Origin of the sequence: Chryseobacterium jejuense (assembly GCF_900100075.1) — a bacterium.
In the GTDB taxonomy this organism is placed as follows: Bacteria; Bacteroidota; Bacteroidia; order Flavobacteriales; family Weeksellaceae; genus Chryseobacterium; species Chryseobacterium jejuense.
In genome coordinates, this window is the sequence record NZ_FNEG01000001.1 from 606,354 (window position 1) to 630,921 (window position 24,568).

Genomic DNA, 24,568 nt, shown 5'->3' on the forward strand with positions numbered 1-24,568 from the left:
CTGCCTAAACCGGGCAGGATTTATATTTGATTATTAAGAAAACAACTTTTATCTTGTTTAGGAAAAAAAATCCCTAGGTTTAGTTTTGGATAATTGGTTAATTTATCGATTTTTGCAATATGGAAATGGAATTAGTAAAAGAATATTTAAATAATAATAATTATCAACCCATCTATATAAATGGAGATTCATTGCATATTTTAAAAAGAATCGAAGATAATACTATTGATTGTGTTGTTACGAGCCCTCCTTACTGGGGGCAAAGGCAATATGAAAATGGAGGAATTGGCTTAGAGGAAAACTTTGAAGAGTATATAAATAATATTATTAAAATTGTTAGTGAAATTAAGCGTATTTTAAAACCTACTGGTTCTCTTTGGCTTAATTTGGGAGATAAGTATGAAAAAAAACAACTGTTAGGATTGCCTTGGAGGGTGGCAATTAGAATTTGTGATGAACTAAAGTTGACTTTAAGGAATAGTGTAATTTGGAATAAGCATAAAGGAATGACAAGTTCTAAAGATAGATTATCTAATGTACATGAGAATATTTTTCATTTTACAAAAGTTAGTAAAGGATATTACTTTAATGATTCTGCAATTAGAACAAAACCTCGTGATTCGAAAGTCGTAAATGGAGCTGTTGTTTCAGCCACTGGTGTTTCTGGTGTTAGATATAAGAGACAAATTGAATTGTCAACAGAACTGTCAGAACAAGAGAAATATAATGCTATGACTGAGCTTGAGAATGTTTTAGATAAAGTAAGAAATAATAAAATTTCTGATTTTAGGATGGTAATTAGAGGTAATCAAAGAACTACTCATTCTAATTCTGAAAATTTATCTGGACGAGCTAAAGAGCTAAAAAATAAAGGATTTTATTTTTTATTTTATAATCCTAATGGTACAATGCCAAGTGATATATGGGATATAATACCAGAAGATACGCAAAAAAGAAAAAAGCATTATGCTGTTTACCCTGAGGAATTATGTCATATACCAATTTTAGCAACCTGTCCAGAGAATGGGATTGTTTTAGATCCTTTTTGTGGTACAGGAACAACAATGAGAGTAGCAAAAAAATTTAACAGAAAATCTATAGGAATTGATATATCTAATGAATATTTAGAAATTGCTAAAAATGGACAATAAAATAACTGAGTTTTTTACATATAATCTTTTGGAAGAAGTTAATTGGTTCGAAATTATTAATCACCAAATGTGTCAATATACTTCTAAAAAATGTATTAAAACTAGAAAAAGTCAAGCTAATATATCAATTGGAACATGTACATTGTCTTATCAAAATCGGAATATAATAATTTGCCCTTTTAGATTACTTGAAAGAAAGCAGATATTTATTGATTGTCTTCACTTACTAAAGGGGCATGTGCCTGGAAATGAACTTCATATAATTCCCGAGGTAAGTGTTCCTGGCGGAAGTGTAGATTATTTTTTAGTTTCTTGTAACCAAGATAGAAAAATAATTGATTTTGTTGGAATAGAGTTGCAAACTCTCGATACAACTGGAACAGTTTGGCCAGAAAGGCAGAAGCTTTTAAAATTATTAAATATTGAGTTACAAGATGAGAGTATAGAAAATAAAAGTTTTGGTATGAATTGGAAAATGACAGCAAAAACAATTCTCATTCAAATTCATCACAAAATTGAAACTTTTGAACATTTAAATAAAAATTTGGTGCTTGTTATTCAAGATCGTTTACTTGAATATTTGGAAAAAGAGTTTAACATATCTAATAATACAAATGATGCAACTTTAAATGATTCTATGCATATTCATTCTTATAAGCTAGGTGAGATACAAAATAAATATAAGTTATTCTTAGATAAAAGATTGAGTACAGATAGTATAGGTATAGCTAATACACTAGGTTTAAAAAGTGAAGCAAAAATAGAATTACAACATTTATTAAAAAAAATAGAAATTAAAATTTCAGATAATACTATGTTGTCTTTATAATATAAATACTATAAATGTCATTAGATGATTATGGCCACTACATTTAACAATAAATCCTGCCCGTTTGGGTAGGATTTATTGTTTTATTCATGGATTATTGCTTCTTTCCAATTTCGTTTACAACTGTCCTTCCAGGCTTTAGGAAACTTATCATTATTGAAAATAGGTTCGGGAATCAGTTCAAAAATATATTTTCTAGAGCTTTTTCCATTGCTTACCGCATAGAAGAAAGGGGAATCTTTATGTTTAATAATTCTGTCCCCAATATTTACACTGTCGCTATAGTCACCAATGAAGATCAATGTGTCAGCTTTATTGTTTCTTGATATTGTAACATGGGAAAAAAGATTTTTCCTCACATCAACTTTTTTAAGAATAGTTCCGTCAAAGGATGCCTTGATATTAGTAATTATAAATTTATCATTGTTATTATTAGATTTTGTCATCTGATAAATAATAAAAATAAGGAATAAAGCAAAAAATAGTAATTGTAAATTTATTTTCTTTCGATTAAAAAAGTTTGTTAGCATAAATCTTTGGTTGAAAATTTTTAGTTATGTAGAATTATTAAAACTAAAATTTTCACTAAATTTAAGTAAAATTACATCAAATGCAAATAGATACAAGACCCCTGACTGTTCAGGATTATGATGAGTTGGCAGAAACAATGAAAAGAGCCTATCCGCAAATGTCAGAATCCATATGGTCTAAAAAAAGTATAGAAAAACTGACCAGGATATTTCCCAATGGACAAATCTGTATCACAGTAGATGGGAAATTAGCAGCAGTAGCGCTTTCTATCATTGTTAATTATGAAGAATTCGGGGATGATCATACCTATAGTGATATTACAGGAAATTACACCTTCAATACCCATTCATCCACCGGAAATGTTTTATACGGAATAGAAGTCTTTGTAGACCCTGAATACCGTGAACTGCGCCTTGGAAGAAGACTATATGATGCCCGAAAAGAACTCTGTGAACAGTTAAATTTAAAATCCATTGTTCTTGGAGGCAGAATCCCGAATTACCATAAACACAGCCATGAACTTTCTCCAAGAGAATATATACGAAGGGTGAGGGATAAAGAAATTTATGATCCGGTATTATCTTTCCAGCTTTCCAATAACTTTCTGCCGATCCGAGTGCTGAGGAAATACCTTCCGGAAGACGAAGCTTCCAGAGAAAATGCAGTACTTCTGCAATGGAATAATATTTATTACAGCAAAAGGCCCAATACCATGCAGGACAGTATCATCCGTTTGGGATTGGTACAATGGCAGATGAGGCATTTTAAAGATATAGATGCCTTTTATGAGCAGGTAGAATTCTTTGTGAATGTAATGGGAGATTACAAATCAGATTTTGTGCTGTTCCCGGAACTTTTCAATACCCCTTTACTGGCACCTTTCAACAGTCTTTCAGAAAGAGACAGTATGATAGAACTGGCCAAACTTACTGAAGATATTAAAAAGAAAATTTCTGAATTGGCCATCAGTTATAACGTCAATATCATTTCCGGAAGTATGCCTGTCTTTGATCATGAAACCAATGACTTGTATAATGTAAGCTATCTTCTTCACCGTGATGGCCGCATGGATGAATACAGGAAAATTCATATCACTCCAAATGAAAAAAGGTATTATGGAATGAAAGGTGGAAATGAAATTAAAGTTTTCGATACAGATTGTGGTAAAATAGGGCTTGTGATCTGTTATGATGTGGAATTCCCGGAATTACCAAGAATTCTGGCAGATCAAGGCATGAAAATATTATTTGTTCCTTATCTCACCGATACTCAGAATGCTTACATGAGAGTACGCCACTGTGCAGCAGCCAGAGCCATAGAAAATGAGTGTTATGTAGCCATTGCAGGCTGTGTAGGAAATCTTCCGAAAGTAAACAATATGGATATTCAGTTTGGGCAGGCAGCTGTATTCACCCCTTCAGATTTTGCATTTCCATCCAATGCGGTGAAAGGGGAAGCTACTCCGAATACGGAAATGACACTGATTGTAGATGTAGACCTTAATTTACTAAAAGACCTCCATCACAACGGCTCGGTTCAGGTAATGAAAGACCGAAGAAAAGACCTTTATGAAACCTACCTTAAATAACAAAACAGAATGCGAAAGCATTCTGTTTTTATTTTACCTAAAATTTAATGTGTATCTTATAAATACTGTGGGCAAACTACCGCAGGGCAAATCATTCCCGGACATTTTGGAAGTCCATCTGTAGGACAGCACTGACGTGAGCATTTACCATCACCAATAATGATTCCGCTTCCTGAAACATTCTTTAATTGTTCTCTTGAAAGTTTGCTGTTACGTAAATTTTTCATTTTTAATATTATTTTTAGTTAGTTGTGTAAAGTAAAAGAAGAGTATTCTTATTAGAAAATAGTGCTTTATGCTCTTTGCTGTTATATAAAATCAAGCATAAATATTTTTTTTGTTAAAAAACAAAACAGAATGAACAGGCACTCTGTTCTATTTCACCTAAAATTTAATGGAGTATTTTATGAATACTGTGGGCAAACTACGTCAGGGCACATAAGCCAAGGGCATGTTTGTCTTCCGTCAGTAGGGCAGCATTCGGATGTACAGTTTTTAATTGGGGGAATACCTCCACTTCCTGCAATACCTTTTAACTGTACTCTTGAAAGTTTTTTGTTGCGTAAATTTTTCATGTTGTAATACTTTTATTGGTTTGTTTTAATGTTTGTATTTCATAAATATATAAATTATTACTATACATAGCATTATTTTTTCATTATGATTAAGAATGATCATTTAAAACACTGATTATGTGATGAAATTTTTAATCTCTGCATGGTGATTTTATACTTGTTTTTTTATAAAATGAGCTAAATTCAAGCTCGTAATTTTTACTAAGATGAGCATGAAGTTAGCCATTGGAGGCTGAAATTAATAAAAACCATAAAGAATCATTCTTTTTTTAGTTTCGTTTTTCAAGAGTTGAATAAGAACACAGATAGTAATCGTATGGCTAAAAGTAACTTCCAACCCCAAGCTTAACTTCCAGCCACTTAACCCTAAATTTTTTACTCTTAACCTAAGACAACATAGCATTAGGAACAGTTTTTGGAGTAAATTGCACCTACTATTGATACACTATGTTTGATAAGCAACAAAGAAAACTGAAAAGATCCGCAAGACTGATTTCCGTATTAAGCAAATACGGTTTTAAAGATATGCTCGCAAGGATGAATAGCGGAAATAAGCAGGAAGATATTTCCGGTAATTCAGATGAGATTATTTCAAAAGGAACCGTTTACGAAAGAATAAGACTCGCTTTAGAAGAGCTAGGGCCTACTTTTGTAAAGCTTGGACAAACATTCAGTAGTAGGGAAGATCTGTTGCCACCGGAACTGATTCAGGAGTTACAGAAGCTGCAGGATAAGGTGGAAACAGTAGATATGGATGTAGAAGAAGCTCTGGAAAGTGAGTTTAATATCTCTGTAAAGGATCATTTCCTGGAAATTCAGAAAGAGCCATTAGCCACGGCCTCAATTGCACAAGTGTATAAAGCTGTTTTACTGGATGGAAGTCCGGTCATTTTAAAACTTAGAAAACCTGATGTTCAATCGGTGATTGAAGATGACTTATTGCTCATCAAGGATATTGAAAAATTAATTTCAACTTATTCGGAAATAGGAGAAAAACTTAATCTGAAACAGGCCATTTCCACCTTTGAAAGATCTTTATTGGAAGAAGTTTCTTTGATTAATGAGAAGAATAACATCCAACAGTTCAGACTCAATTTTAAAAACAATAAAGAAACCTATGTTCCTAAGGTTTATGATGAATTTTCCAACAATAATATTCTTTGTATGGAATTTATTGATGGGATCAAGGTAACCGATAAATCTGTTCTTCTGGCTAATGATATTGATCCTGTAAAAGTTTCTGAAAGGGGATTGAGACTCTTTGTTTCACAAATTTTAGATTACGGATTCTTTCATGCCGATCCGCATGCAGGGAATATTTTAGTAAAAAAAGATGGAAGAATTGTCTTTATTGATTTTGGAGCTGTTGGAAAGATTCAGCCTAATGATAAGGAAATTCTTGAAAATCTGATCGTAAGTTTTGTGTCTAAAAATTCACATAAAATAGTCCGTTATCTCAAAAAAATGGCGGTGAGCTATGAAATTCCAGACGAAAGAAGGTTTGAAAATGACGTAGAAGACATCTTGAACTTCGTACACAGCTCCTCATTAAAAGATATTAATGTTCAGGTTATTATCAATAAAATGAAAGATATTTTAAAAGATAACAGATTGTATATGCCTGATTATTTCTATCTTTTATTTAAAGGAATTAGTCTGATAGAAGGGGTTGGAAGGAATATCAATCCTGATCTGGATATTGTGAAAAGTCTTCATCCGTATACTAAGAAGATATTCACTAAAAAGATCAGCCCGAAAAACCTTTTAAAGACCGGAATAGACAAGATGATGAATTTCACAGATAATGTGGATGAAATTCCCAAAGAACTCCGTTCTGTACTTCAGAAACTGGACGAAAATAAATTTACCGTTTCCAGTGAGATCAAAAATATTGAAAAGACCAACCAGCTTATAAAATCCAGTATTATCAACCTGATTTTAGCCATGGTTTTAGGAGCGAATATCATTGCAACGGCGATTGTTTTTGTTTCAGAATCAGGACCTAGAATAGGCGCGTTGTCTTTAGTAGCGGTCTTAGGGTTTGTATTCTCAATTATTTTAGTATTTATACTTTTGTTGAGGGTAACGAGAAAATAGTTGATTTGATTTGATTTGATTTGATTTGATTTGAGTTGAGTGCTGCGAGTATAAAAGACACATAATCTAAACCTCAAACCTCGTATCCCATATCTAAAAAACAGACCAATGAAAAAACTAATAATAACCACCGTAACCCTTTGTTGCTCATTTTGCATGGCGCAGGAGGGAAGTGAAATGAAAATTCAGGGAGACTTTGATGGCAACGGAACAAAGGAATATGCTTATATAAAAGTTGCAGATTGTAACGATGAATGTATTGGAGGATGTGATACAACAGTTTACTTCAGTGATAAAAATATAAAACCATTCATTACTTCACTTGCCAATGGCGGAAGTTTATATAATCTGGGTGACCTTAATAATGATGGGAAAGATGATATTGGTTTTTATCCCTATTGGTGTACAAGTTGTTGGCATTCTTTCTACACTTATACTTTAAGTAAAACAGGATGGAAGCCTTTAGTGTCACCTATTCCAACACATTGCAGTCAGTGGGAAGAAGATAAATTCCCGATTAAAAAAGATCCTAAAAAGAAAGGGTATGTTATGATCACTACCAGTGAATGGAAAGATGATGATATTAGAATAAGCAGTAAAAGCGTAAAGGTTAATTAATTGTTCCAGGTGCAAAGTCTCATATCTCCACTCTCTTTGTCTCTGGTCTGTTTTCCTTACAGCCTTTCTCCTGTTATTTAAAACCCGATTTTACATTATAATATTAATACCTATCTTTGCAAAATGGAAAAACTCACTTTTGCAGATTTTGACCTGCCGGTTAAAATTCTTGATGTTTTAGCAGATTTAGAATTATTCGAGCCTACTCCGATTCAGGAGAAAAGTTTAAAGCCTATCCTTTCCGGGAGAGATGTAATGGGAATTGCACAAACCGGAACCGGGAAAACATTGGCGTATCTTTTACCCGTTCTGAAAACTTGGAAATATAGTAAAACAGGAAATCCTACGGTTTTAGTATTGGTTCCTACAAGAGAATTGGTGGTACAGGTAACGGAAATTATTGAGAAACTGACTGAAAATATCACTGCAAGAGTTATTGGAATATATGGTGGAAAAAATATCAATACTCAGAAACTATTATTCAATGATGGTTGTGATATTTTAGTAGGAACACCGGGTAGAGTAATGGACCTTTCCATAGACAATGCGATTTCTTTAAAAGAAGTTCAGAAGCTTATCATTGATGAATTTGATGAAATGCTTAACCTTGGGTTCAGACCACAATTGACTCATATTTTTGAAATGATGAAAGAGAAGAGACAAAATATCCTTTTCTCTGCAACCATGACAGAAGCTGTAGACGGTATGTTGGATGAATATTTCGCGAGCCCGATAGAAATTTCATTGGCAAAATCAGGAACACCCCTTGAAAAAATTGAGCAAACTGGATATAAAGTTGAAAACTTTAATACTAAGATCAACCTTCTTGAGCATTTGTTGAAGAATGACACAGATATGTCTAAAGTGTTGATTTTTAATAATAATAAAAAACACGCTGATCTTCTTTTCACTAAGATTGATGAGCTTTTCCCTGAACAATTTGATGTTATTCACTCCAATAAGTCTCAGAACTACAGGCTTAAGGCGATGAAGAGATTTGAAAATGAAGAAATCAGAGGTTTAATTACAACAGATGTAATGGCAAGAGGTCTTGATATCTCAAATATTACCCACGTTATCAATTTTGAAACACCTGATATCCCTGAGCAGTATATCCACAGAATCGGTAGAACAGGTAGAGCAGATAAAGAAGGGAAGGCAGTGACTTTTGTTACTAAAAAGGAAGAACCTTTAATTCTGGATATCGAGCTTTTAATGGATAAGGAATTACACTTTAATGACTTCCCGGAAGGCGTTAAAATTAATCCAACCAAAATTGCTTCAGAAAAAGATGAAGTAGTAATGAAAAATCCGGCACAGGTAAAACTGAACGATGGTGGAGGAGCTTTCCATGAGAAAAAGACCAAGAATACAAAAGAAAACTGGGGTGGACCTTCAAAAAGAAAAGCTCCCAAGAAGTTTGGAGCTAACAGAGCACAACAGAAAGCAATCTCTAAATCTAAGAGAAAGAAATAAAAAAAAACGATTCCAAATCAGGAATCGTTTTTTTTATCAATTTTGTTAATGAGTTGTTGTAAGATTTAACTTTCCTCCGCTTCATCATCTAGAAAATCAAGTTCATCATCCCTTTGTATATAATCCGGAGATATTCCTGGAGGATTAAACAGTCCCCAGTTATCTACGATGTAATGCTTCGGATTGAATGCTGTTACCCAATCAATGAATAAAAGGCGGAAATCCTCTATAAGATTTCGGATAACCTTATAATATTTAGCATCAGAGAATCCCAAAAATTCAAGATTATTTCCGCTTACCATAATGTCCCGCGCTGCTTTTCGGATAATAGCAGCATTTTCCATTTTGATATCATACAGTTTTACAGCTTCAGCTCCAGAAATCTTAGCCATAATAACCATACTGTCTTCTAATAAATTAGCTTTCAGATGCTGAAGGTAGTCATTGTCTTCAGGAAACAAATCCGTAATGGTTCGTAACGCATTAAAGATTTCTTCCGCCTTTTTGTAGATAGGTAAATTTCGGGATTCTTTCATTTTTATTTCATATAAGGAGTAATCACCTTAGTCCAGATCTGGTATCCTTCAGGCTTAAAGTGAAGCATGTCATCCACAAAAATATCTTTTCTTACATTTCCGTTGGCATCTTCCATAGCCTTGGTAACATCTATGAACTCTGCATTAGGTTGTTTTTTCATAAATGCTTCAATCCTGGCGTTGGCTTCTTTAATTTGAGGCCAAAGCACTTCTCTGCTTGGTGAATATTTCATTGAAATATAATCCACTTCAATATTAGGAAATCTTTCTCTTACTTTTTTATAAAAGCTTTTGTATCTCTTTACTACCTTCTCTGCTTTTAACTGATGGTTATCAGCAAAATCATTTTCACCGCAATAAATAATGATCTGCTTAGGCTGATACGGAGATAAAAGATCATTCGCAAAATCATTAAGATCTGTAAGTCTTGAGCCTCCAAAACCTCTGTTGATAATGGTTTTGGTTGGAAAATAATCTGCTACATCAGTCCATTTGGTAAAAGAGGAACTGCCTATTAATAAAATAGCATTTTGAGGTGGCGGCGTTTGTTGATCTTGTTTTTTGAATTCCTGGATATCATGCCAGAACATGGGCTTTTTTTCCTGCGAAAAGGTAATAGTAAAATACAGCAATAGAAATGCTGATAGAATCTTCTTCATTATATTCAGTTTTAAAATTTGAGATAAAAGTAATAAAAAACTCCCGATCAGCGGGAGTTTAAGTCTTATCTTTTATAAGTAATGTAGGTGACATCTATAACCTTGTCTCCGTTTTTATCATAATTTCCAACCAGCTGTGCCAGTCTAAACTCGGTTTGAGTAAGCATATCAACTCTGAAACTCATATTATCAGGCTCACCATCTTCACCTTTTAGTTGAAGATTCAGAACTTTAGAATCTGTATCGTAAGTGTATTTCCCTTCGTTTTTAGCAGCAAGATGACAATTGGTTCCATCTGCATTTCCATCGTAAGCCGTATAGCTTACGTAATAATCTGTTCTGAAGAAAAGTGTATTTTTCGCAGTACATCCTTCCGGAGTTGTAGTTTCAAGCACAGTTTTATTATCTTTTCCTGAAATAATTTCTGTCTTTACTTCTTTCCAATCCCCTTTCATAATATCCATTTCATAGGCTGTAAGGTTATCATCATTACAAGAAGTAAGCGCCAGAGCTGAAAAGGCAAATAAAAGTAGCTGTTTTTTCATTTTCACAAATTTAAGAATATGCTAAAATATAAATAAATTTGAAATATATATGATGAAATGATCTTTTTTTAAACGAATGTTTATAAATAAGTCAATTTTTGAAACTCTGTTTGAGATTTTAAATAGATATGGATGTAAAAAGGAATATTTGTCTTAAGATAAAAGATAAAAGTAAAAGATAAAAGATCTTGTCGTTAAACAACTATTGCGTTTTTGCATATCCACACGGATATCAACATGAATAGGGGCGGGCTTTAGCCCGCCCTAATAAATTTTATAATATTCCATTGGCTTCAGCCAAAACATAAAGTAAGAACTCTACAGCTTAAACTTTAAACCTTGAATTATCTAGTAACTCATCTCCACAATCTTGGAAGCATCCTGAGGGGTTAGTTTTTTATACTCTCCAAGTCCCAGCCAGTTTCTATCTGTAAAGGCTTTCTCCACTCTTTCAGCAGTACCATTATAATCTTCTGTATATTCTGAAAGTTTGGTTTTGATATTCAGACTATGGAAGAATTCTTCAAGTTTTTTAATTCCCAGTTCAGCTTTTTCTTCAATGCTTCCTTCTTTAATGCCCCACACTCTTTCAGCATACTGAGCCAGTTTTCCTTTTTTATCTTCAAAATTATAACGGTAATGAGAAGGTGCAATCACTGCCAGAGTTCTCGCATGGTCAATACCGAAGTAAGCTGTTAATTCGTGTCCCATAGCATGTACAGCCCAGTCAGTAATAACTCCTTTTTGGATCAGTCCGTTTAAAGCCATCGTACAACACCACATAAAGTTTCCGGCAGCATCATAGTTGAAATCATCAGCCAATACTTTTGGAGCCGTTTCCTGAAGGCTGATCAAGATGCTTTCTGCAATTCTTTCCTGAAGATCAGCAGAAGAAGGAGCTGTCATATATTGTTCCAGTACGTGAGTGTAAGCATCTGTAATTCCGTTAACGATCTGATTTTTAGGAATAGATCGGATAACTTCAGGATCTAATACAGAAAATTGAGGGAAAAGTCCCGGACCTCCCGAAGATAGTTTTTCATTGGTTTCTCTTCTTGAAATCACATATCCTGAGTTCATTTCCGAACCGGTTGCCGGAAGCGTCAGAATACAACCAAATGGCATTCCTTCCCCTTCAAAAGTTCTTACCTGGTTTCTCAGAATATCCCATGGTTCACCATTATAGTTGGCTGCTGCAGAGATAAACTTAGTTCCGTCAATCACAGATCCTCCACCAACGGCAAGAAGATAATTGATGTTATTTTCTTTAATAAAGCTAATGGCGTTAATGAGAACCTCATATTCAGGATTAGCAGGAACTCCACCGAATTCATGCAGTTCATGATCTTTTAAAGCTTCTTTTACCTGGTCATAAACACCATTATTTTTAATGCTTCCACCACCGTAGATCATTAATATTTTGGCATCTTGAGGAATTTCTTTGGAAATTTTAGCGATTTCGCCCTTTCCGAAAAGTATTTTGGTCGGATTTTTAAACTCGAAATTAAGCATTGTTTTAAATTTATTTTAACCCAAATTTACGGAATGAAAAAGGAAAAGTAAGTTAATGAAAGTTTAAAATTGCTATCATTGAATTTCATGAAAGCTATCAAAATTGATCTTTCAATCCGTCTCCATTGATAATTGATTGAATGTCTTTATTGAGACACATTGGAAAGATAACTTTTTGCTCTTTTAATAAAGTCCACTTTATCCTTTTTAATATCTTCCAACAGTTTTTTCCTATCATCAGGAATTGTCAGATATTGGTCTCCCCATAGATTGATTTCAACAATAATGGGAACCAAATCAATTCCCTTTTCTGTAAGATGATATAAGATTTTTAACTTGTTTTCCGGATGGTTTTTTTTATCAATGATCCCGTTTTCTAACAAATTCTGAAGCCTTGTCGCTAAAATATTGGATGCAATTTTTTCATCAGCTTTCTGAAGCTCACCATAAGTACATTCCCTTTTAAGCATCAGATCACGAATGATTAGTAGTGACCATTTATCACCCCAAATTTCCAATGAACAGCTAATGGGGCAATCCGATCTTTTTTTACTCATGAGTTTAAATTTAAAATATTACTTGCAAATTGAAAGTGTTTGTTTTAATTTTGCTTTTATTTTGCAAGTAAATTTAATCATAAATAATTAATAAATCAAATGGAAAACTATGACATTGCCGTGATTGGCTCAGGACCCGGAGGATATGTAGCAGCGATAAGAAGTGCACAATTAGGCTATAAAACAGTAATTATTGAAAAATATGAAACATTGGGTGGAACCTGTACCAATGTAGGCTGTATCCCAACAAAAGCTTTATTGGACAGTACACATCATTATTCAGAAGCTCATCATAAGTTCAAGGAACATGGAATTAAGCTTGATAAGATAGACCTTGATTTTACCCAGATGTACAAAAGAAAATCTGAAGTAGTTGCTAAGAACACCAGCGGACTTGATTTCTTAATGAGTAAAAATAATATTACCCGTCTGAAAGGGACTGCAAGTTTCATCAATAATTCTACCATTAAAGTGGTTCATGAAGTAGAATCTAAAGAAATTATCGCCAAAAATTATATCATTGCAACAGGTTCAAAACCATCCACGATTCCCGGAGTGGAAATTGATAAAAAGAGAATTATTACTTCTACAGAAGCCTTGTCGCTGAAAGAGAAACCAAAATCTATGATTATTATTGGTGGAGGAGTAATTGGAGTGGAAATGGCTTCCATTTTCAACCGTACCGGAACTAAGGTTACCATTCTTGAATATACAGATCATCTGATTGCGGCTATGGATCATGAATTAGGAAAGAACCTTCAGAAAATTCTTAAAAAAGAAGGAGTTGATATCCGGTTAGGACAGGCTGTGTATAAAACCAAAAGTTCAGATGCTATAGCTAAAGTATTTTTTAAAGATAAAAACGGTACAGAAAACGAATTGGATGCCGATTATATTCTGGTGGCAGTAGGAAGAAGTCCCTATATAAAAGGACTGGGGTTAGAAAACACAGGTGTACAGTTAGATAACCGTGGATTTATTAAAGTTGATGAAAACAATCGAACTTCTATTTCTAATATCTATGCCATTGGAGATGTAATAGGAGGTGCCATGCTTGCCCATAAAGCGGAGGAAGAAGGCGTTTTGGTTGCGGAGACAATTAACGGACAAAAACATCATATCCATTATGATCGTATTCCTTCTGTTGTATATACCTGGCCGGAAGTAGCATCCGTTGGATATACTGAAGAATACCTCAAAAAAAATAATATAGCTTATAATGTGGGAAAATTCCCGTTTTCAGCCAGTGCAAGAGCCAGAGCTTCTATGGATACAGATGGTTTTGCAAAAGTTTTGGTTGATCCGAAATATGGTGAAGTCCTGGGAGTACATGTCATAGGAGCAAGAGCCGCAGATCTGATTGCTCAAGGAGTAATCGCACAGGAATATGAGGTGACAGCAGAAGATATGTTCCGTATTTCCTATGCCCATCCAACGTATTCGGAAACCTTGAAAGAAGCTTACCTTATAGCATCCGGACAAGGAGCAGTTAACATCTGATGTTGGAAAAGGAGCCAGCTACAAAGCTTTTATCTAAGATAAATCATTTAGCATTACATATTCTTTTTAATTGCCACGAATGCACTAATAAAATAATTTGTGTATTCGTGGCAAAAAATAATGTGTATTCTACTAAAATTGTATGGCTTTGTGTATTTCAGATACTATAAAGTGGTGCAATCCTCACTTTTAGAGTAAACACCATTGCTTTTAGCTTCCAGTTTTCCTGTCTTTCTATCAATCTTAATTAAAAAAGATTCCTTAGTTACAGGACAGCCTTTAGATTGCAAAGCATATAGGGAAATGGAATGGTCTTCAATTTTATAAGAACCTGTAAAACGATTTTGAGTGTCGATGGAGTAGCCGTAAGTTTTAGCTAATAAAATAGCCTCCGGAAGATTATCAACCGTTCCGATAAAATCTCTTAATTGCTGCTCATCTGAAAAATAAACTGGCCTTTCTTTTTTACACGCCAAAATATAGGAAAAGCAATTATTCCCAATGCATTTCTGAAAAAATCCTCTTTCCGGAACTGGCTCATTAATGGTCATAAAAAGAGGAGCCTGACTTTCATAGATCACAGCTTTGTCAGGATCGGGATCGTTAGTAAGTACTCTCCAATAGGCATATTCTTTATTGGGAATGACGAATGGATAAAGATATTCGGTAGTATCCAGAATATTTGGGATTTTTTTATAATCATCAGGAACCTTGACCTGTGCAGCAAGCAGATTGGAAATGATCAGGGATAGTGTGATGATAATTTTCATAAAGAAAGGTGTTTTCAGGGCAAATTTACAAAAATTACTTACGCTTCTTAATGTTCAGGGAATATTATAAAAACTTCATAGGATATCCGGTCTTAATATTTCCATGCGCAATTTTATTCAGTTTCGATTCTATCATTTTTTTGGTGAGCGGTTTCAAATGATCAATATACAAAACTCCTTGTGTATGGTCATATTCATGCTGAATGATTCTCGCTGTTAGTCCTGTGAAGGTTTTGTTTTCTCTGATAAAATCCTGATTAAGATATTCAATGGTAATTCTCCATGGTCGTTTCACCTTTTGAGACAAACCGGGAATGCTTAGGCAGCCTTCATAATCTTCCCAGGTTTCCCCAGAAGAATCAATAATTTTAGCATTAATAAAGGTTTCTCTGATCCCTTTATCATTCTTTTCAAAATAAAGAAGCTGATCTTGAGTATCAAAATTTTCAAAAATGATTTGACTGTCAACAATAAATAGCTGCAAAGGTTTATTGATTTGAGAAGAGGAGAGACCACAGCCATTGGAATTTTCCATGGTTTCCCACATATTGGAAATGAGGTCCTGGATTTCATGGCTATTTTCATTAATCTGTATGCATTTCTGTTTTAAAATGCGGTTACCATAGGCTACAATAGGTAAATTCATTGAAATATTTTTCTGCAAAGTTCAGCAGAAGAGTAAAGATATACAATGAACCTATGTTAATTAATCTGTCTGCGGATTCTGCTTAAAGCCTGTGGAGTAATTCCGATATAAGAAGCAATGTATTTCAAGGGAACACGCTGTAAGAGCTCAGGTTGCTCTGTAAATAGTTTTAAATAACGTTCTTTGGCTGTAAGTTTCAATAAAGAAAGTTCTCTTTTACTTTTAGACAGAAACAATTTTTCAGAAGCAAAACGTCCCAAATGATTTCCTACATTCGTCTGGCTGTAAATTTTCTGTAAGTCGTTATATGAGATTTGCCATACCACGGTCTCAGTTAATGCCTGCATCTCATATTCAGATGGCGTTTGGGTAAGAAAAGAATCATAAGCACAGGTAAATTCTTTTTCAAAGCTGAAGCTGAAAGTATAGCCATGTTCATCATCAGGAATATAAAATCTTACCAATCCGGATTCTATAAAAGACAGGTGATTTTCTGTATCGCCCTGCAGGGTAATGATATCGTTTTTAGCATACACTTTTCTGCGGAAATATCCTGCGATAAATTCCCATTCAGATTCCTGTAGCTTAACAATTTGTTCGTAATATTCTCTGATGTAACCCATATGCGGAAATTTTAATGTAATCTCTTATTCAAGAAGAAATCAAAGAGCAAAGTTACGAAATGTTTAATTGAAGAGATCAATATGGATGATGTATGGAGCGCCTAATTTTTTAGATGTAATTCCCCTTATTATTTTTATTTTTCAGGTTAGAATAAAGTTTTTATTTTTTGTCATTTATCAATTCAACTAATTCCAAAATCACTTACATTTGTTATTATGAGACACGACCAACGCGCAGAAAAATTCAGGCAGATCGTGGAGAACAAATTCCAGATCTACAATTCATTATTTATGAGCCTGCCCTATGATAAAATGACTAATATTGGGATGCTGCTTCCTTTTCTTTATGAGGAAAGCAGAACCGGCTACGAAGGCGGCAAAACCCCCGAAGAAATTGTTGAAGAATTCTTTAAAAACCATACCGATCTTCAGACTGAAGAGCAGAAACTTGAACTGCTTTTTAAGATCATCCAGTATATAGAAAGACAGGTGGTTTTATTTGATAGTATCGAAGACGCAGCGTTTCCGAATCTGCATTCAGAAAGTGATGGCGGAACTGTTACCAATCTTTTTGAACGTTCTTTCCAGGATCATAAAATTGAAAAAGTACGTGAAAAGTTAAAGGATTTCAGCGTTAAGGTAGTGTTTACAGCGCACCCAACTCAGTTTTACCCAAGTTCAGTACAGAGAATTATCCAGGATCTCAGAGGAGCCATTACAAATGATTCCGTTACTCAGATTGATACCCTTTTACAGCAGTTAGGAAAAACACCTTTTGTGAACAAAGAAAAACCAACTCCTATTGATGAGGCTTTGAGTATTATTTCCTACCTGAGATATGTATATTACGATACCATCGGTGAGTTATTTACCAAGATTAAAAAAACTTTTGGAAACGGACACTTTCATCTGCATGAAGATCTTATTCAACTTGGTTTCTGGCCGGGAGGAGATCGTGACGGAAATCCTTTTGTGACGGCAGATGTTACCAAAAGAGTAGCAGAAGAACTTCGTTCAGCCATTCTGAAATCTTATTACAGTCACCTGAAATTCATCAGAAGAAGATTAAGCTTCAGAGGCGTTTCAGAAGTATTGACAGCATTGAGTGAGGAATTGTATGCTGCTATTTTTGATGGTAAAACCATTACAGCGGAAGATATGTTAAAGAAAGCCGATGAGGCTGAAAAAATATTAGTGAATGAACATAACGCCCTGTTTTTAGATCTTTTGGTTAATTTCAGAGATCGAGTGAAGATTTTCGGAACTCATTTTGCGACATTGGATATTCGCCAGGACAGCAGAATTCACCAGAAAGTAATTGATGAGGTTTTTGCAAAAGTTTATGGGAGTGAAGAAGCGGATTATGAAGAGAAATTCAATAAACTGATTCAGGTTTCAGGTCCTGTAAATGCAAATGATTTCGAAGATATTGTAAAAGATACCTTGTTAACCGTGTCTCAGGTCTCTGAAATTCAGAATTTGAACGGACTGAGAGGAATGAACCGTTATATTATCTCCAATTCTGACGCGGTGAAAGATGTAATGAATGTTTATGCCTTCTTTAAGATCTGCGGATATAAGGATGAAGACATCAACATGGATATTGTACCGCTTTTTGAAACCATGGAAGGGCTTGATAATGCCGAACATGTGATGAATGAGTTGTATCAGAATCCTGTTTATAAAAAACATCTTGAAAGAAGAGGAAACCAGCAAACTATTATGTTGGGCTTTTCTGATGGCACCAAGGATGGTGGTTATTTAAAAGCCAACTGGGAAATTTATAAGGCTAAAGAAGTATTGACAAAACTTTCAGAACAGAATAATATCAAAGTTGTATTTTTCGACGGTAGAGGTGGACCTCCAGCAAGAGGTGGCGGGAAAACCCACGATTTCTATGCTTCTCAGGGAAAAACAATTGCTAACAATAAAATTGAGCTAACCATCCAAGGGCAGACGATTACCAGTATTTTTGGAAATAAGGAGCAGGCCATGTATAATTTTGAACAACTTTTGACTGCCGGAGTAGAAAATGATGTATTCAAAAATGCTAAAAAAGACCTTACGGAGAAAGAAAGAGCTTTGATTATTGAGTTGGCGAATATCAGTTATCAGAAATATTCGGATCTGAAAGCGCATCCAATGTTTGTACCTTATCTGCAGGAGATGAGTACCCTGGAATATTATGGGAAAACCAATATCGGAAGCCGTCCATCCAAAAGAGGAAACGGAAATGAACTGAAGTTTGAAGATTTAAGAGCCATCCCGTTTGTTGGCTCCTGGTCACAATTGAAGCAAAACGTTCCCGGTTTTTTTGGATTTGGCTACGCCATGCAGCAAATGAAAGAACAAGGCAGATTTGAAGAAGTAAGAGAATTATATAAAGGATCAGACTTCTTTAAAACGTTAGTTTTGAACTCGATGATGAGTATGAACAAGTCTTACTTTCCATTGACTTACTATATCAAAAACAACCCTAAGTTTGGAGCGTTTTGGAATGTTCTTTTCAGTGAATATGAACTTTCAAGAGAAATTATGCTGGAGCTTACAGGTTTCAAAATGCTTCAGGAAGAAGATCCGTTATCCAGAAAATCTGTGAAGATCCGTGAGAAGATTGTTCTCCCATTGCTAAGTATTCAGCAGTATGCCCTGATGAAAATTCAGAAAGGGGAAGGGAATAGAGAAGCTTATGAAAAACTAGTGACAAGATCATTATTTGGAAATATTAATGCTAGCCGAAATTCTGCTTAAAAGAAATAGGCTCATTACTTGCATAAAAAATGGCTGCTTCATTTGAGGCAGCCATTTTTTTATTCTTTAATAAATTTTTCATAGTACACTTTATCTTTTGAGAGGATTTTAAGGTAATATACTCCTTTTGCAAAATCATCAACTTTTACAGACTTCTCATGGTCTACTTTTCTTATCAGTCTTCCCAAATTATCATAGATTTCCAATGAACTGATTTCTATTTCTGAGGCAATATTCAGGATATTTTTAACAGGGTTCGGAAACAGAGCAAATTTTTCTTTCTTAACAATTTCAGAAGTATTGAGTACACTGTTATAGAGGCTTCCGAAATTAAGAATACCATATCCCATCTGATCTGTGTGATTAGGGTAAAGAGAGGCTGTTTGTCTTAGTTTTGTTTTGAGTTGATCTCTGTTTAGGGTTGGGAATGCCTGAAGAAGGCAGGCAACGCCACCAGCTGCAATGGGAGTAGCAAGAGACGTTCCGTTGGTTGAATAGGTTGTATTTCCTAAAACTGTTGCTGTAGCAGTTCCCCGTGTGCTTCCATCCGGTTTAATAATTCCAAGTGAGTTCGGTCCGTAAGATGAAAAAGCTGAAGAATTTCCCGAAGAATCTACAGCACCAATGGTAAACACTTTAGCATTGTCTGAAGGTGTTAAAAGATAATGCCATGAACCATTTCCGGAATTTCCTGCGGCAGCAAGGACAAAAATTCCTTTTTCAGCGGCAATTCCAGCACCTCTTGCAATAAAAGAGGTACTTCCGTTCAAATCAGCATAAGTGTAGTTGTATTGTGGATTATCAAAAACATTATACCCAAGTGAGGTGGTGATAATCTCTACACCTTTTCTGTCTGCTTCTTCAGCTGCTTCAATCCAATATAGTTCTTCTTCCGGAATTTCAGCAGTGGTGTTTTCGCTGCGGTAAAGATAGAAATCGGCATCAGGAGCTGAGCCTGCAAATACATTTTCCAGATATCCGCCTATAACACCTAAAACAGTTGTTCCATGGGCATTCAGGGAAGGGTTGTAGATGTCGGTGGATTTGGTGACAAAGTCATATCCTCCTTTTATTTTGTTATTATTTCGTAATCTTAGAAAAGCATCTCCGGTATTTACAGTAGGGAATCCGGTGTCAATAACAGCAATAGAAACTCCGGTTCCGGTATAGCCGGCCAGGTGAAGAGGTCTTATATTACTCTGGTCTATCTGTGCTGTGCCGGAACCATATTCAAAAGTGGTAAGAATCTTTTGAGAATGTGTTGGCATTTTCCATTTATTAACAGGTGCTGATTGCACGGTAGGAGCTCCGTTTCGGGCAAAACTTTCTACAGACAAAACAAAAGGCTGGGTCTGCAAAAGAGTGATTTGAGCAGGAGTTGCATTGACAGCAGCTCCATTAAGCCACTTAGAATAATCGGTGACAGTAAATCCTAGATTTTGAAGATTTTGTATATAAGACTGTTCTAAAGGAGCATCCTGGTCATTAAGTGATATACCTAAGGTTGTACGTCTGTCAAGCGATTTTTGACTCAGCTCAGACAGAGGATTAGCAAAAAATGCAGCTTTATTGGGCTTGTCTTTAAAATACACAAAAACAAGCTGAGTTTGCGCAAAGGTATAAGAGTAACCTGTTAGGAAACAAAAGAGTAAAATTTTTTTCATATAAATTTTTGTATAAAGATAAAAACAAAATCAATAAAATTTTTGATAGGATTTTAAAATCCTTATTTTTACAGAAATAATTTATTTATGAAAAAAATTCAGATGGTTGACTTGCAAAGTCAGTATTACAAAATAAAGAATGATGTAGACAATGCAGTTTTAAATGTAATGGATTCCGCGGCTTTTATCAACGGTCCTGAAGTAAAGTCTTTCCAGAATGAATTGGAGTCTTATTTAGATGTAAAGCATGTTATTCCTTGTGCTAATGGAACAGATGCATTACAGATTGCTCTTATGGCGTTGGATTTGAAGGAGGGAGACGAAATCATTACTGCTGATTTTACCTTTGCTGCAACAGTAGAGGTGATTCATCTGCTTAAATTAAAGTCTGTTTTGGTAGATGTTGACTATGATACATTTACAATTTCAACAGAAGCTCTAAGAAAGGCAATTACACCAAAAACAAAGGCTATTATTCCTGTACATATATTCGGACAGTGTGCGAACATGGAAGAAATCCTTAAAATTGCTGAAGAGCACAATTTATACGTAATTGAAGATAATGCACAGGCAATTGGTGCAGAATATACATTCTCTGACGGGACATCAAAATATGCCGGAACAATGGCAACTGTAGGTACAACTTCTTTCTTCCCTTCCAAAAACCTTGGATGTTATGGAGATGGAGGCGCTATTTTCACCAATAATGATGAGCTGGCACACCGTTTAAGAGGAATTGTAAATCATGGAATGTACGAAAGATATTATCATGATGAGGTTGGGGTAAACTCTCGTTTGGATAGTATTCAGGCAGCCGTTTTAAGAAAAAAATTACCACACCTGGATTCATACAACGAAGCGAGAAGAAAAGCAGCCGATTATTATGATGAGGCATTCGCTGGTAATGATAATATTTTAACTCCACAGAGATCTGAGAGCTCTACTCACGTATTCCATCAGTATACACTGAGAATCCTGAATGGGAAGAGAAATGAACTTCAGAAGTTCCTTACAGAAAAGGAAATTCCGGCAATGATCTACTATCCGGTAGCATTAAGAAAGCAAAAAGCATATTTCCAGGAGAGCAACGCTGCTGATTTTGTGAATACAGATAAGCTTTTGGATCAGGTGATCTCTTTACCAATGCATACGGAATTAGACGAAGAACAGTTGAAGTATATTACAGACGCTGTACTTGAGTTTATGGGGTAATGAATGAAAATAGAATATTTAAATATAGAATAGTTGGAATAGTGGTATTTCTGTTCGAATTGTTTTTACTTTTTTTATTTGGCTATGGTACTTATGATTCATTTATAGAATTCAGTATTGAACAGAAATTTTCAGTAGAGAGTTTTATTTTTATTTCTGCAGCATCAATCTGTATAAGTACATTTTTAAGCTTAATATTACTTTTATTTAAAAGCAGAAAAGCGATTCTATATTTAAATATAAACTATATTTTAATTTTATTATTCTTTGCTTCAGGATACATTAACATTCTGGTCAAAAAAACGTTTGAAGAAGGTGATAGTTTAAAATTATTTTTCACATTTTCTACCATCTCAGTTTTTATTTTGATAACTAATGTTTTTAAAAATAAAAAAATACATTTTCTGGAAATGGATGAGATTGGAAAATATAAAGATTAAAAAATAAAAATGGCGATACTTGTTACAGGAGGACTTGGATATATTGGTTCTCATACCGTTGTAGAACTGCTTAATAATGGCTTTGAAGTTGTTATTGTAGACGATCTGTCCAATTCGGAGAGATTTATTTTAAATAATATTGAGGAAATTACAGGTAAGAAGCCGGTTTTTTATCCTTTTGATTTGAAGCGTAAAGAACTTCTGAATCAGGTTTTTGATGCTCATACCATTGAAGGATGTATTAATTTTGCAGCTTTTAAAGCTGTAGGAGAGAGTCAGGTAAAACCTATAGAGTATTACGAAAATAATTTATTCTCCCTTATTAATATTCTGCAGGAATTTAAAGAAAGAGAGATCTCAAACTTTATTTTCAGCTCATCATGTACGGTATACGGACAGGCTGATGTGATGCCAATTGATGAAAATACACCATTAAAAATGCCTGAAAGCGTTTATGGTAAGACTAAGCAAATGGGAGAGGAAATCCTTATTGATTTTGCTAAGGCATACAACCGTAAAATCTCTTTGTTAAGATATTTTAACCCAATTGGAGCACATCCATCTGCAAAACTTGGAGAGCTGCCAATAGGAATCCCTAATAACCTTGTTCCCTATGTAATGCAGACTGCTGCAGGAGTTCGTGAGAAACTAAGTGTTTGGGGTGACGATTATCCAACGGAGGATGGAACAGCTGTTCGTGATTATATCTATGTTGTAGACTTGGCTAAAGCTCATGTAGCAGCCTTGAAAAAACTCATCGAAGACCAATCGGGTGAAGCAGTGATTGATACTTATAACTTGGGAACAGGAAGAGGATCATCCGTTTTGGAAGTGGTGAAAGCATTTGAAAAAGCTAATAATGTAGAGGTTTCTTATCAGATCTGTGATAGGAGAGAAGGTGATATTACAATTGCTTATGCAGATCCTTCCAAAGCAGAAAGAGAGCTTGGTTGGAAGTCTGGCACTTCTTTGGAAGAGGCTTTAAAGACTGTTTGGGAGTGGCAAAAATATCTGAATTCAAGAAACTAAACTTATAAATTCAATCATATGGCTTGGAATCCTGTAGTATACGATCAATTTAAAGAAGAGCGTTCAGCACCTTTTTTTGATTTGTTAAAGCTAGTAGAATCAAGAACGGGAATATCCGTTATAGATTTGGGATGTGGAACCGGAGAGCTTACCTCAAAACTTTTAGATTATTTGGAAGATTCGAAGGTTTTAGGGATAGATTCTTCTGAAGAAATGCTAGAGAAAGCAGCTCAGTTTGAAACAAGCAGATTGACTTTTGAAAAAAGAAGCATTGAGGAACAGCTTCATTTAGGAGATACTTATGATTTGATTATTTCCAATGCTGCGATTCAATGGTGCAGTCACCATAAAGAGCTTTTCCCAAGAATTATAAGTAAAATTAAGGAAGGCGGACAATTAGCAGTGCAGATTCCATCTAATCACGAATATGTGGTTCATCAGCTCCTCAGAAAAGTTGCGGGTACAGAACCTTATAAAAGTGCTTATAATGGATGGGAAAGAGAGTATACAGTTTTAGCAATTGAAGACTACACTCAGATATTATTTGAGAATAAAGGGAAAGAAATTACAGTATTTGAGAAAGTATTTCCGCATGTTCTTGAAGATGCAGAAGCTGTCTTTACTTGGGCTTCCGGAACAGCGATGCTTCCTTATATAGAAAAGCTTCCTGATGAAATGAAAGAAGAATTTAAAAACAATTATAAACAACAATTACAAAACATCTTCCCTGAATCACCAGTATTTTATCCGTTTAAAAGAACCTTTATTTCAGCGAAGTTTTAATTTTAACATTAATATGAAGACACAAAGAATAGGTATTACATTTTCCTCGTTTGATTTATTACATGCAGGACATATCAAAATGCTTGAAGAAGCAAAAACAGTGTGTGATTATCTGATTGTAGGGTTACAGATTGACCCATCCCACGATCGTCCAAATAAAAACAAACCGAGCCAGACGATTGTTGAACGTTATATTCAGTTAAAAGCAGTGAATGCTGTGGATGAAATTGTACCTTACTACACAGAAGAAGATTTGTTGGATATCTTAAAATCTTTTGTAATTGATATAAGAATCATTGGTGATGATTATATAGACAGAGATTTTACTGGTAAGCAATACTGTGAGGAAAAAGGGATTGAGATCTTTTACAACAAAAGAGACCACAGATTTTCCACGAGCGACTTAAGAAAAAGAATCTACGAAGCTGAAAAAGAAAAAGAGAGCAGAGTAGAGTCTGTAAAATAAAAACAAAAAA

General features: G+C 34.7%; 25 protein-coding genes. 13 read left to right on the forward strand and 12 right to left on the reverse strand.

All coding sequences use genetic code 11. The features are described from left to right. The first annotated feature begins 119 nt into the window (after positions 1 to 119). Both BLS98_RS02690 and BLS98_RS02695 read left to right on the forward strand, forming a co-directional pair. A complete protein-coding gene (locus tag BLS98_RS02690; protein ID WP_089733340.1) occupies positions 120 to 1,151 on the forward strand; it encodes a DNA-methyltransferase in 1,032 nt (343 codons plus the stop codon). Then, positions 1,141 to 1,980 carry a NotI family restriction endonuclease gene (locus BLS98_RS02695; protein WP_089733342.1) on the forward strand — a complete coding sequence of 280 codons (840 nt, stop codon included), beginning with the start codon at positions 1,141 to 1,143 and terminating at the stop codon, positions 1,978 to 1,980. The genes BLS98_RS02690 and BLS98_RS02695 overlap by 11 nt, the downstream gene beginning before the upstream one ends. 83 nt (positions 1,981 to 2,063) lie before the next feature. Here BLS98_RS02695 and BLS98_RS02700 read toward each other — a convergent pair whose 3' ends face one another. Then, complete coding sequence (locus BLS98_RS02700) at positions 2,064 to 2,426, reverse strand: hypothetical protein (RefSeq protein WP_089733344.1); 363 nt, start codon at positions 2,424 to 2,426, stop codon at positions 2,064 to 2,066. A gap of 164 nt (positions 2,427 to 2,590) precedes the next feature. On the opposite strand from BLS98_RS02700, the gene BLS98_RS02705 reads away from it, so the two are divergent. Then, positions 2,591 to 4,099, forward strand: coding sequence for a bifunctional GNAT family N-acetyltransferase/carbon-nitrogen hydrolase family protein (locus BLS98_RS02705; protein WP_089733346.1), 1,509 nt, complete (start codon positions 2,591 to 2,593; stop codon positions 4,097 to 4,099). Positions 4,100 to 4,155: 56 nt separating this feature from the next. Here BLS98_RS02705 and BLS98_RS23170 read toward each other — a convergent pair whose 3' ends face one another. Continuing rightward, complete coding sequence (locus tag BLS98_RS23170) at positions 4,156 to 4,326, reverse strand: hypothetical protein (RefSeq protein ID WP_165602228.1); 171 nt, start codon at positions 4,324 to 4,326, stop codon at positions 4,156 to 4,158. Positions 4,327 to 4,503: 177 nt separating this feature from the next. Continuing rightward, positions 4,504 to 4,674 carry a hypothetical protein gene (locus BLS98_RS23175; protein ID WP_167356159.1) on the reverse strand — a complete coding sequence of 57 codons (171 nt, stop codon included), beginning with the start codon at positions 4,672 to 4,674 and terminating at the stop codon, positions 4,504 to 4,506. A 447-nt stretch (positions 4,675 to 5,121) separates the two neighbouring features. Here BLS98_RS23175 and BLS98_RS02710 point away from each other — a divergent pair, with 447 nt between their 5' ends. From BLS98_RS02710 to BLS98_RS02720, 3 genes are all read left to right on the forward strand, one after another. Further along, the gene (locus BLS98_RS02710) at positions 5,122 to 6,771 is read left to right on the forward strand and encodes an ABC1 kinase family protein (RefSeq protein WP_089733348.1); all 1,650 of its coding nucleotides are present in this window, start codon (positions 5,122 to 5,124) and stop codon (positions 6,769 to 6,771) included. A gap of 108 nt (positions 6,772 to 6,879) precedes the next feature. Next, complete coding sequence (locus BLS98_RS02715; RefSeq protein ID WP_228425125.1) at positions 6,880 to 7,389, forward strand: hypothetical protein; 510 nt, start codon at positions 6,880 to 6,882, stop codon at positions 7,387 to 7,389. A 123-nt stretch (positions 7,390 to 7,512) separates the two neighbouring features. Further along, positions 7,513 to 8,865, forward strand: coding sequence for a DEAD/DEAH box helicase (locus BLS98_RS02720; RefSeq protein WP_089733352.1), 1,353 nt, complete (start codon positions 7,513 to 7,515; stop codon positions 8,863 to 8,865). Between the two features lie 65 nt (positions 8,866 to 8,930). On the opposite strand, the gene BLS98_RS02725 is transcribed toward BLS98_RS02720, so the two are convergent. The 5 genes from BLS98_RS02725 to BLS98_RS02745 form a co-directional block, all read right to left on the reverse strand. After that, complete coding sequence (locus BLS98_RS02725) at positions 8,931 to 9,401, reverse strand: hypothetical protein (RefSeq protein ID WP_167356160.1); 471 nt, start codon at positions 9,399 to 9,401, stop codon at positions 8,931 to 8,933. Between the two features lie 2 nt (positions 9,402 to 9,403). Beyond that, a complete protein-coding gene (locus BLS98_RS02730) occupies positions 9,404 to 10,060 on the reverse strand; it encodes a GDSL-type esterase/lipase family protein (protein ID WP_089733354.1) in 657 nt (218 codons plus the stop codon). A gap of 65 nt (positions 10,061 to 10,125) precedes the next feature. Beyond that, positions 10,126 to 10,605 (reverse strand): lipocalin family protein, encoded by a 480-nt coding sequence (locus BLS98_RS02735; protein ID WP_089733356.1) that lies wholly within the window; start codon positions 10,603 to 10,605, stop codon positions 10,126 to 10,128. Between the two features lie 348 nt (positions 10,606 to 10,953). After that, a complete protein-coding gene (locus BLS98_RS02740) occupies positions 10,954 to 12,117 on the reverse strand; it encodes an iron-containing alcohol dehydrogenase (RefSeq protein WP_089733359.1) in 1,164 nt (387 codons plus the stop codon). A 146-nt stretch (positions 12,118 to 12,263) separates the two neighbouring features. Continuing rightward, positions 12,264 to 12,674, reverse strand: coding sequence for a winged helix-turn-helix transcriptional regulator (locus tag BLS98_RS02745; protein ID WP_089733361.1), 411 nt, complete (start codon positions 12,672 to 12,674; stop codon positions 12,264 to 12,266). 99 nt (positions 12,675 to 12,773) lie between these two features. Between BLS98_RS02745 and lpdA the strand changes: the two genes are divergently transcribed. After that, positions 12,774 to 14,174 (forward strand): dihydrolipoyl dehydrogenase, encoded by a 1,401-nt coding sequence (lpdA, locus tag BLS98_RS02750; RefSeq protein WP_089733363.1) that lies wholly within the window; start codon positions 12,774 to 12,776, stop codon positions 14,172 to 14,174. A gap of 164 nt (positions 14,175 to 14,338) precedes the next feature. Here the strand turns inward: lpdA and BLS98_RS02755 are convergent, their stop codons facing one another. From BLS98_RS02755 to BLS98_RS02765, 3 genes are all read right to left on the reverse strand, one after another. Continuing rightward, positions 14,339 to 14,944 (reverse strand): hypothetical protein, encoded by a 606-nt coding sequence (locus tag BLS98_RS02755; protein ID WP_089733365.1) that lies wholly within the window; start codon positions 14,942 to 14,944, stop codon positions 14,339 to 14,341. A 64-nt stretch (positions 14,945 to 15,008) separates the two neighbouring features. Further along, a complete protein-coding gene (gene def, locus BLS98_RS02760) occupies positions 15,009 to 15,590 on the reverse strand; it encodes a peptide deformylase (RefSeq protein WP_089733367.1) in 582 nt (193 codons plus the stop codon). A 56-nt stretch (positions 15,591 to 15,646) separates the two neighbouring features. Then, positions 15,647 to 16,213, reverse strand: a complete 567-nt coding sequence (locus tag BLS98_RS02765; RefSeq protein WP_089733369.1) for a Crp/Fnr family transcriptional regulator — start codon at positions 16,211 to 16,213, stop codon at positions 15,647 to 15,649. A 216-nt stretch (positions 16,214 to 16,429) separates the two neighbouring features. On the opposite strand from BLS98_RS02765, the gene BLS98_RS02770 reads away from it, so the two are divergent. After that, complete coding sequence (locus BLS98_RS02770) at positions 16,430 to 18,964, forward strand: phosphoenolpyruvate carboxylase (RefSeq protein ID WP_089733371.1); 2,535 nt, start codon at positions 16,430 to 16,432, stop codon at positions 18,962 to 18,964. A gap of 59 nt (positions 18,965 to 19,023) precedes the next feature. Here BLS98_RS02770 and BLS98_RS02775 read toward each other — a convergent pair whose 3' ends face one another. After that, positions 19,024 to 20,628, reverse strand: a complete 1,605-nt coding sequence (locus BLS98_RS02775; RefSeq protein ID WP_089733373.1) for a S8 family peptidase — start codon at positions 20,626 to 20,628, stop codon at positions 19,024 to 19,026. An 87-nt stretch (positions 20,629 to 20,715) separates the two neighbouring features. Between BLS98_RS02775 and BLS98_RS02780 the strand changes: the two genes are divergently transcribed. The 5 genes from BLS98_RS02780 to BLS98_RS02800 are packed head-to-tail and all read left to right on the forward strand — an operon-like array spanning position 20,716 to position 24,558. Beyond that, complete coding sequence (locus tag BLS98_RS02780) at positions 20,716 to 21,840, forward strand: DegT/DnrJ/EryC1/StrS family aminotransferase (RefSeq protein ID WP_089733375.1); 1,125 nt, start codon at positions 20,716 to 20,718, stop codon at positions 21,838 to 21,840. Further along, positions 21,840 to 22,280, forward strand: coding sequence for a hypothetical protein (locus BLS98_RS02785; RefSeq protein ID WP_089733377.1), 441 nt, complete (start codon positions 21,840 to 21,842; stop codon positions 22,278 to 22,280). Before BLS98_RS02780 ends, BLS98_RS02785 begins: the two co-directional genes overlap by 1 nt. 9 nt (positions 22,281 to 22,289) lie before the next feature. Further along, positions 22,290 to 23,309, forward strand: coding sequence for a UDP-glucose 4-epimerase GalE (gene galE, locus BLS98_RS02790; RefSeq protein ID WP_089733378.1), 1,020 nt, complete (start codon positions 22,290 to 22,292; stop codon positions 23,307 to 23,309). A gap of 18 nt (positions 23,310 to 23,327) precedes the next feature. Beyond that, positions 23,328 to 24,092 carry a methyltransferase domain-containing protein gene (locus BLS98_RS02795; protein WP_089733381.1) on the forward strand — a complete coding sequence of 255 codons (765 nt, stop codon included), beginning with the start codon at positions 23,328 to 23,330 and terminating at the stop codon, positions 24,090 to 24,092. 13 nt (positions 24,093 to 24,105) lie between these two features. Next, positions 24,106 to 24,558, forward strand: a complete 453-nt coding sequence (locus BLS98_RS02800) for an adenylyltransferase/cytidyltransferase family protein (RefSeq protein WP_045495314.1) — start codon at positions 24,106 to 24,108, stop codon at positions 24,556 to 24,558. Positions 24,559 to 24,568 lie beyond the last annotated feature (10 nt).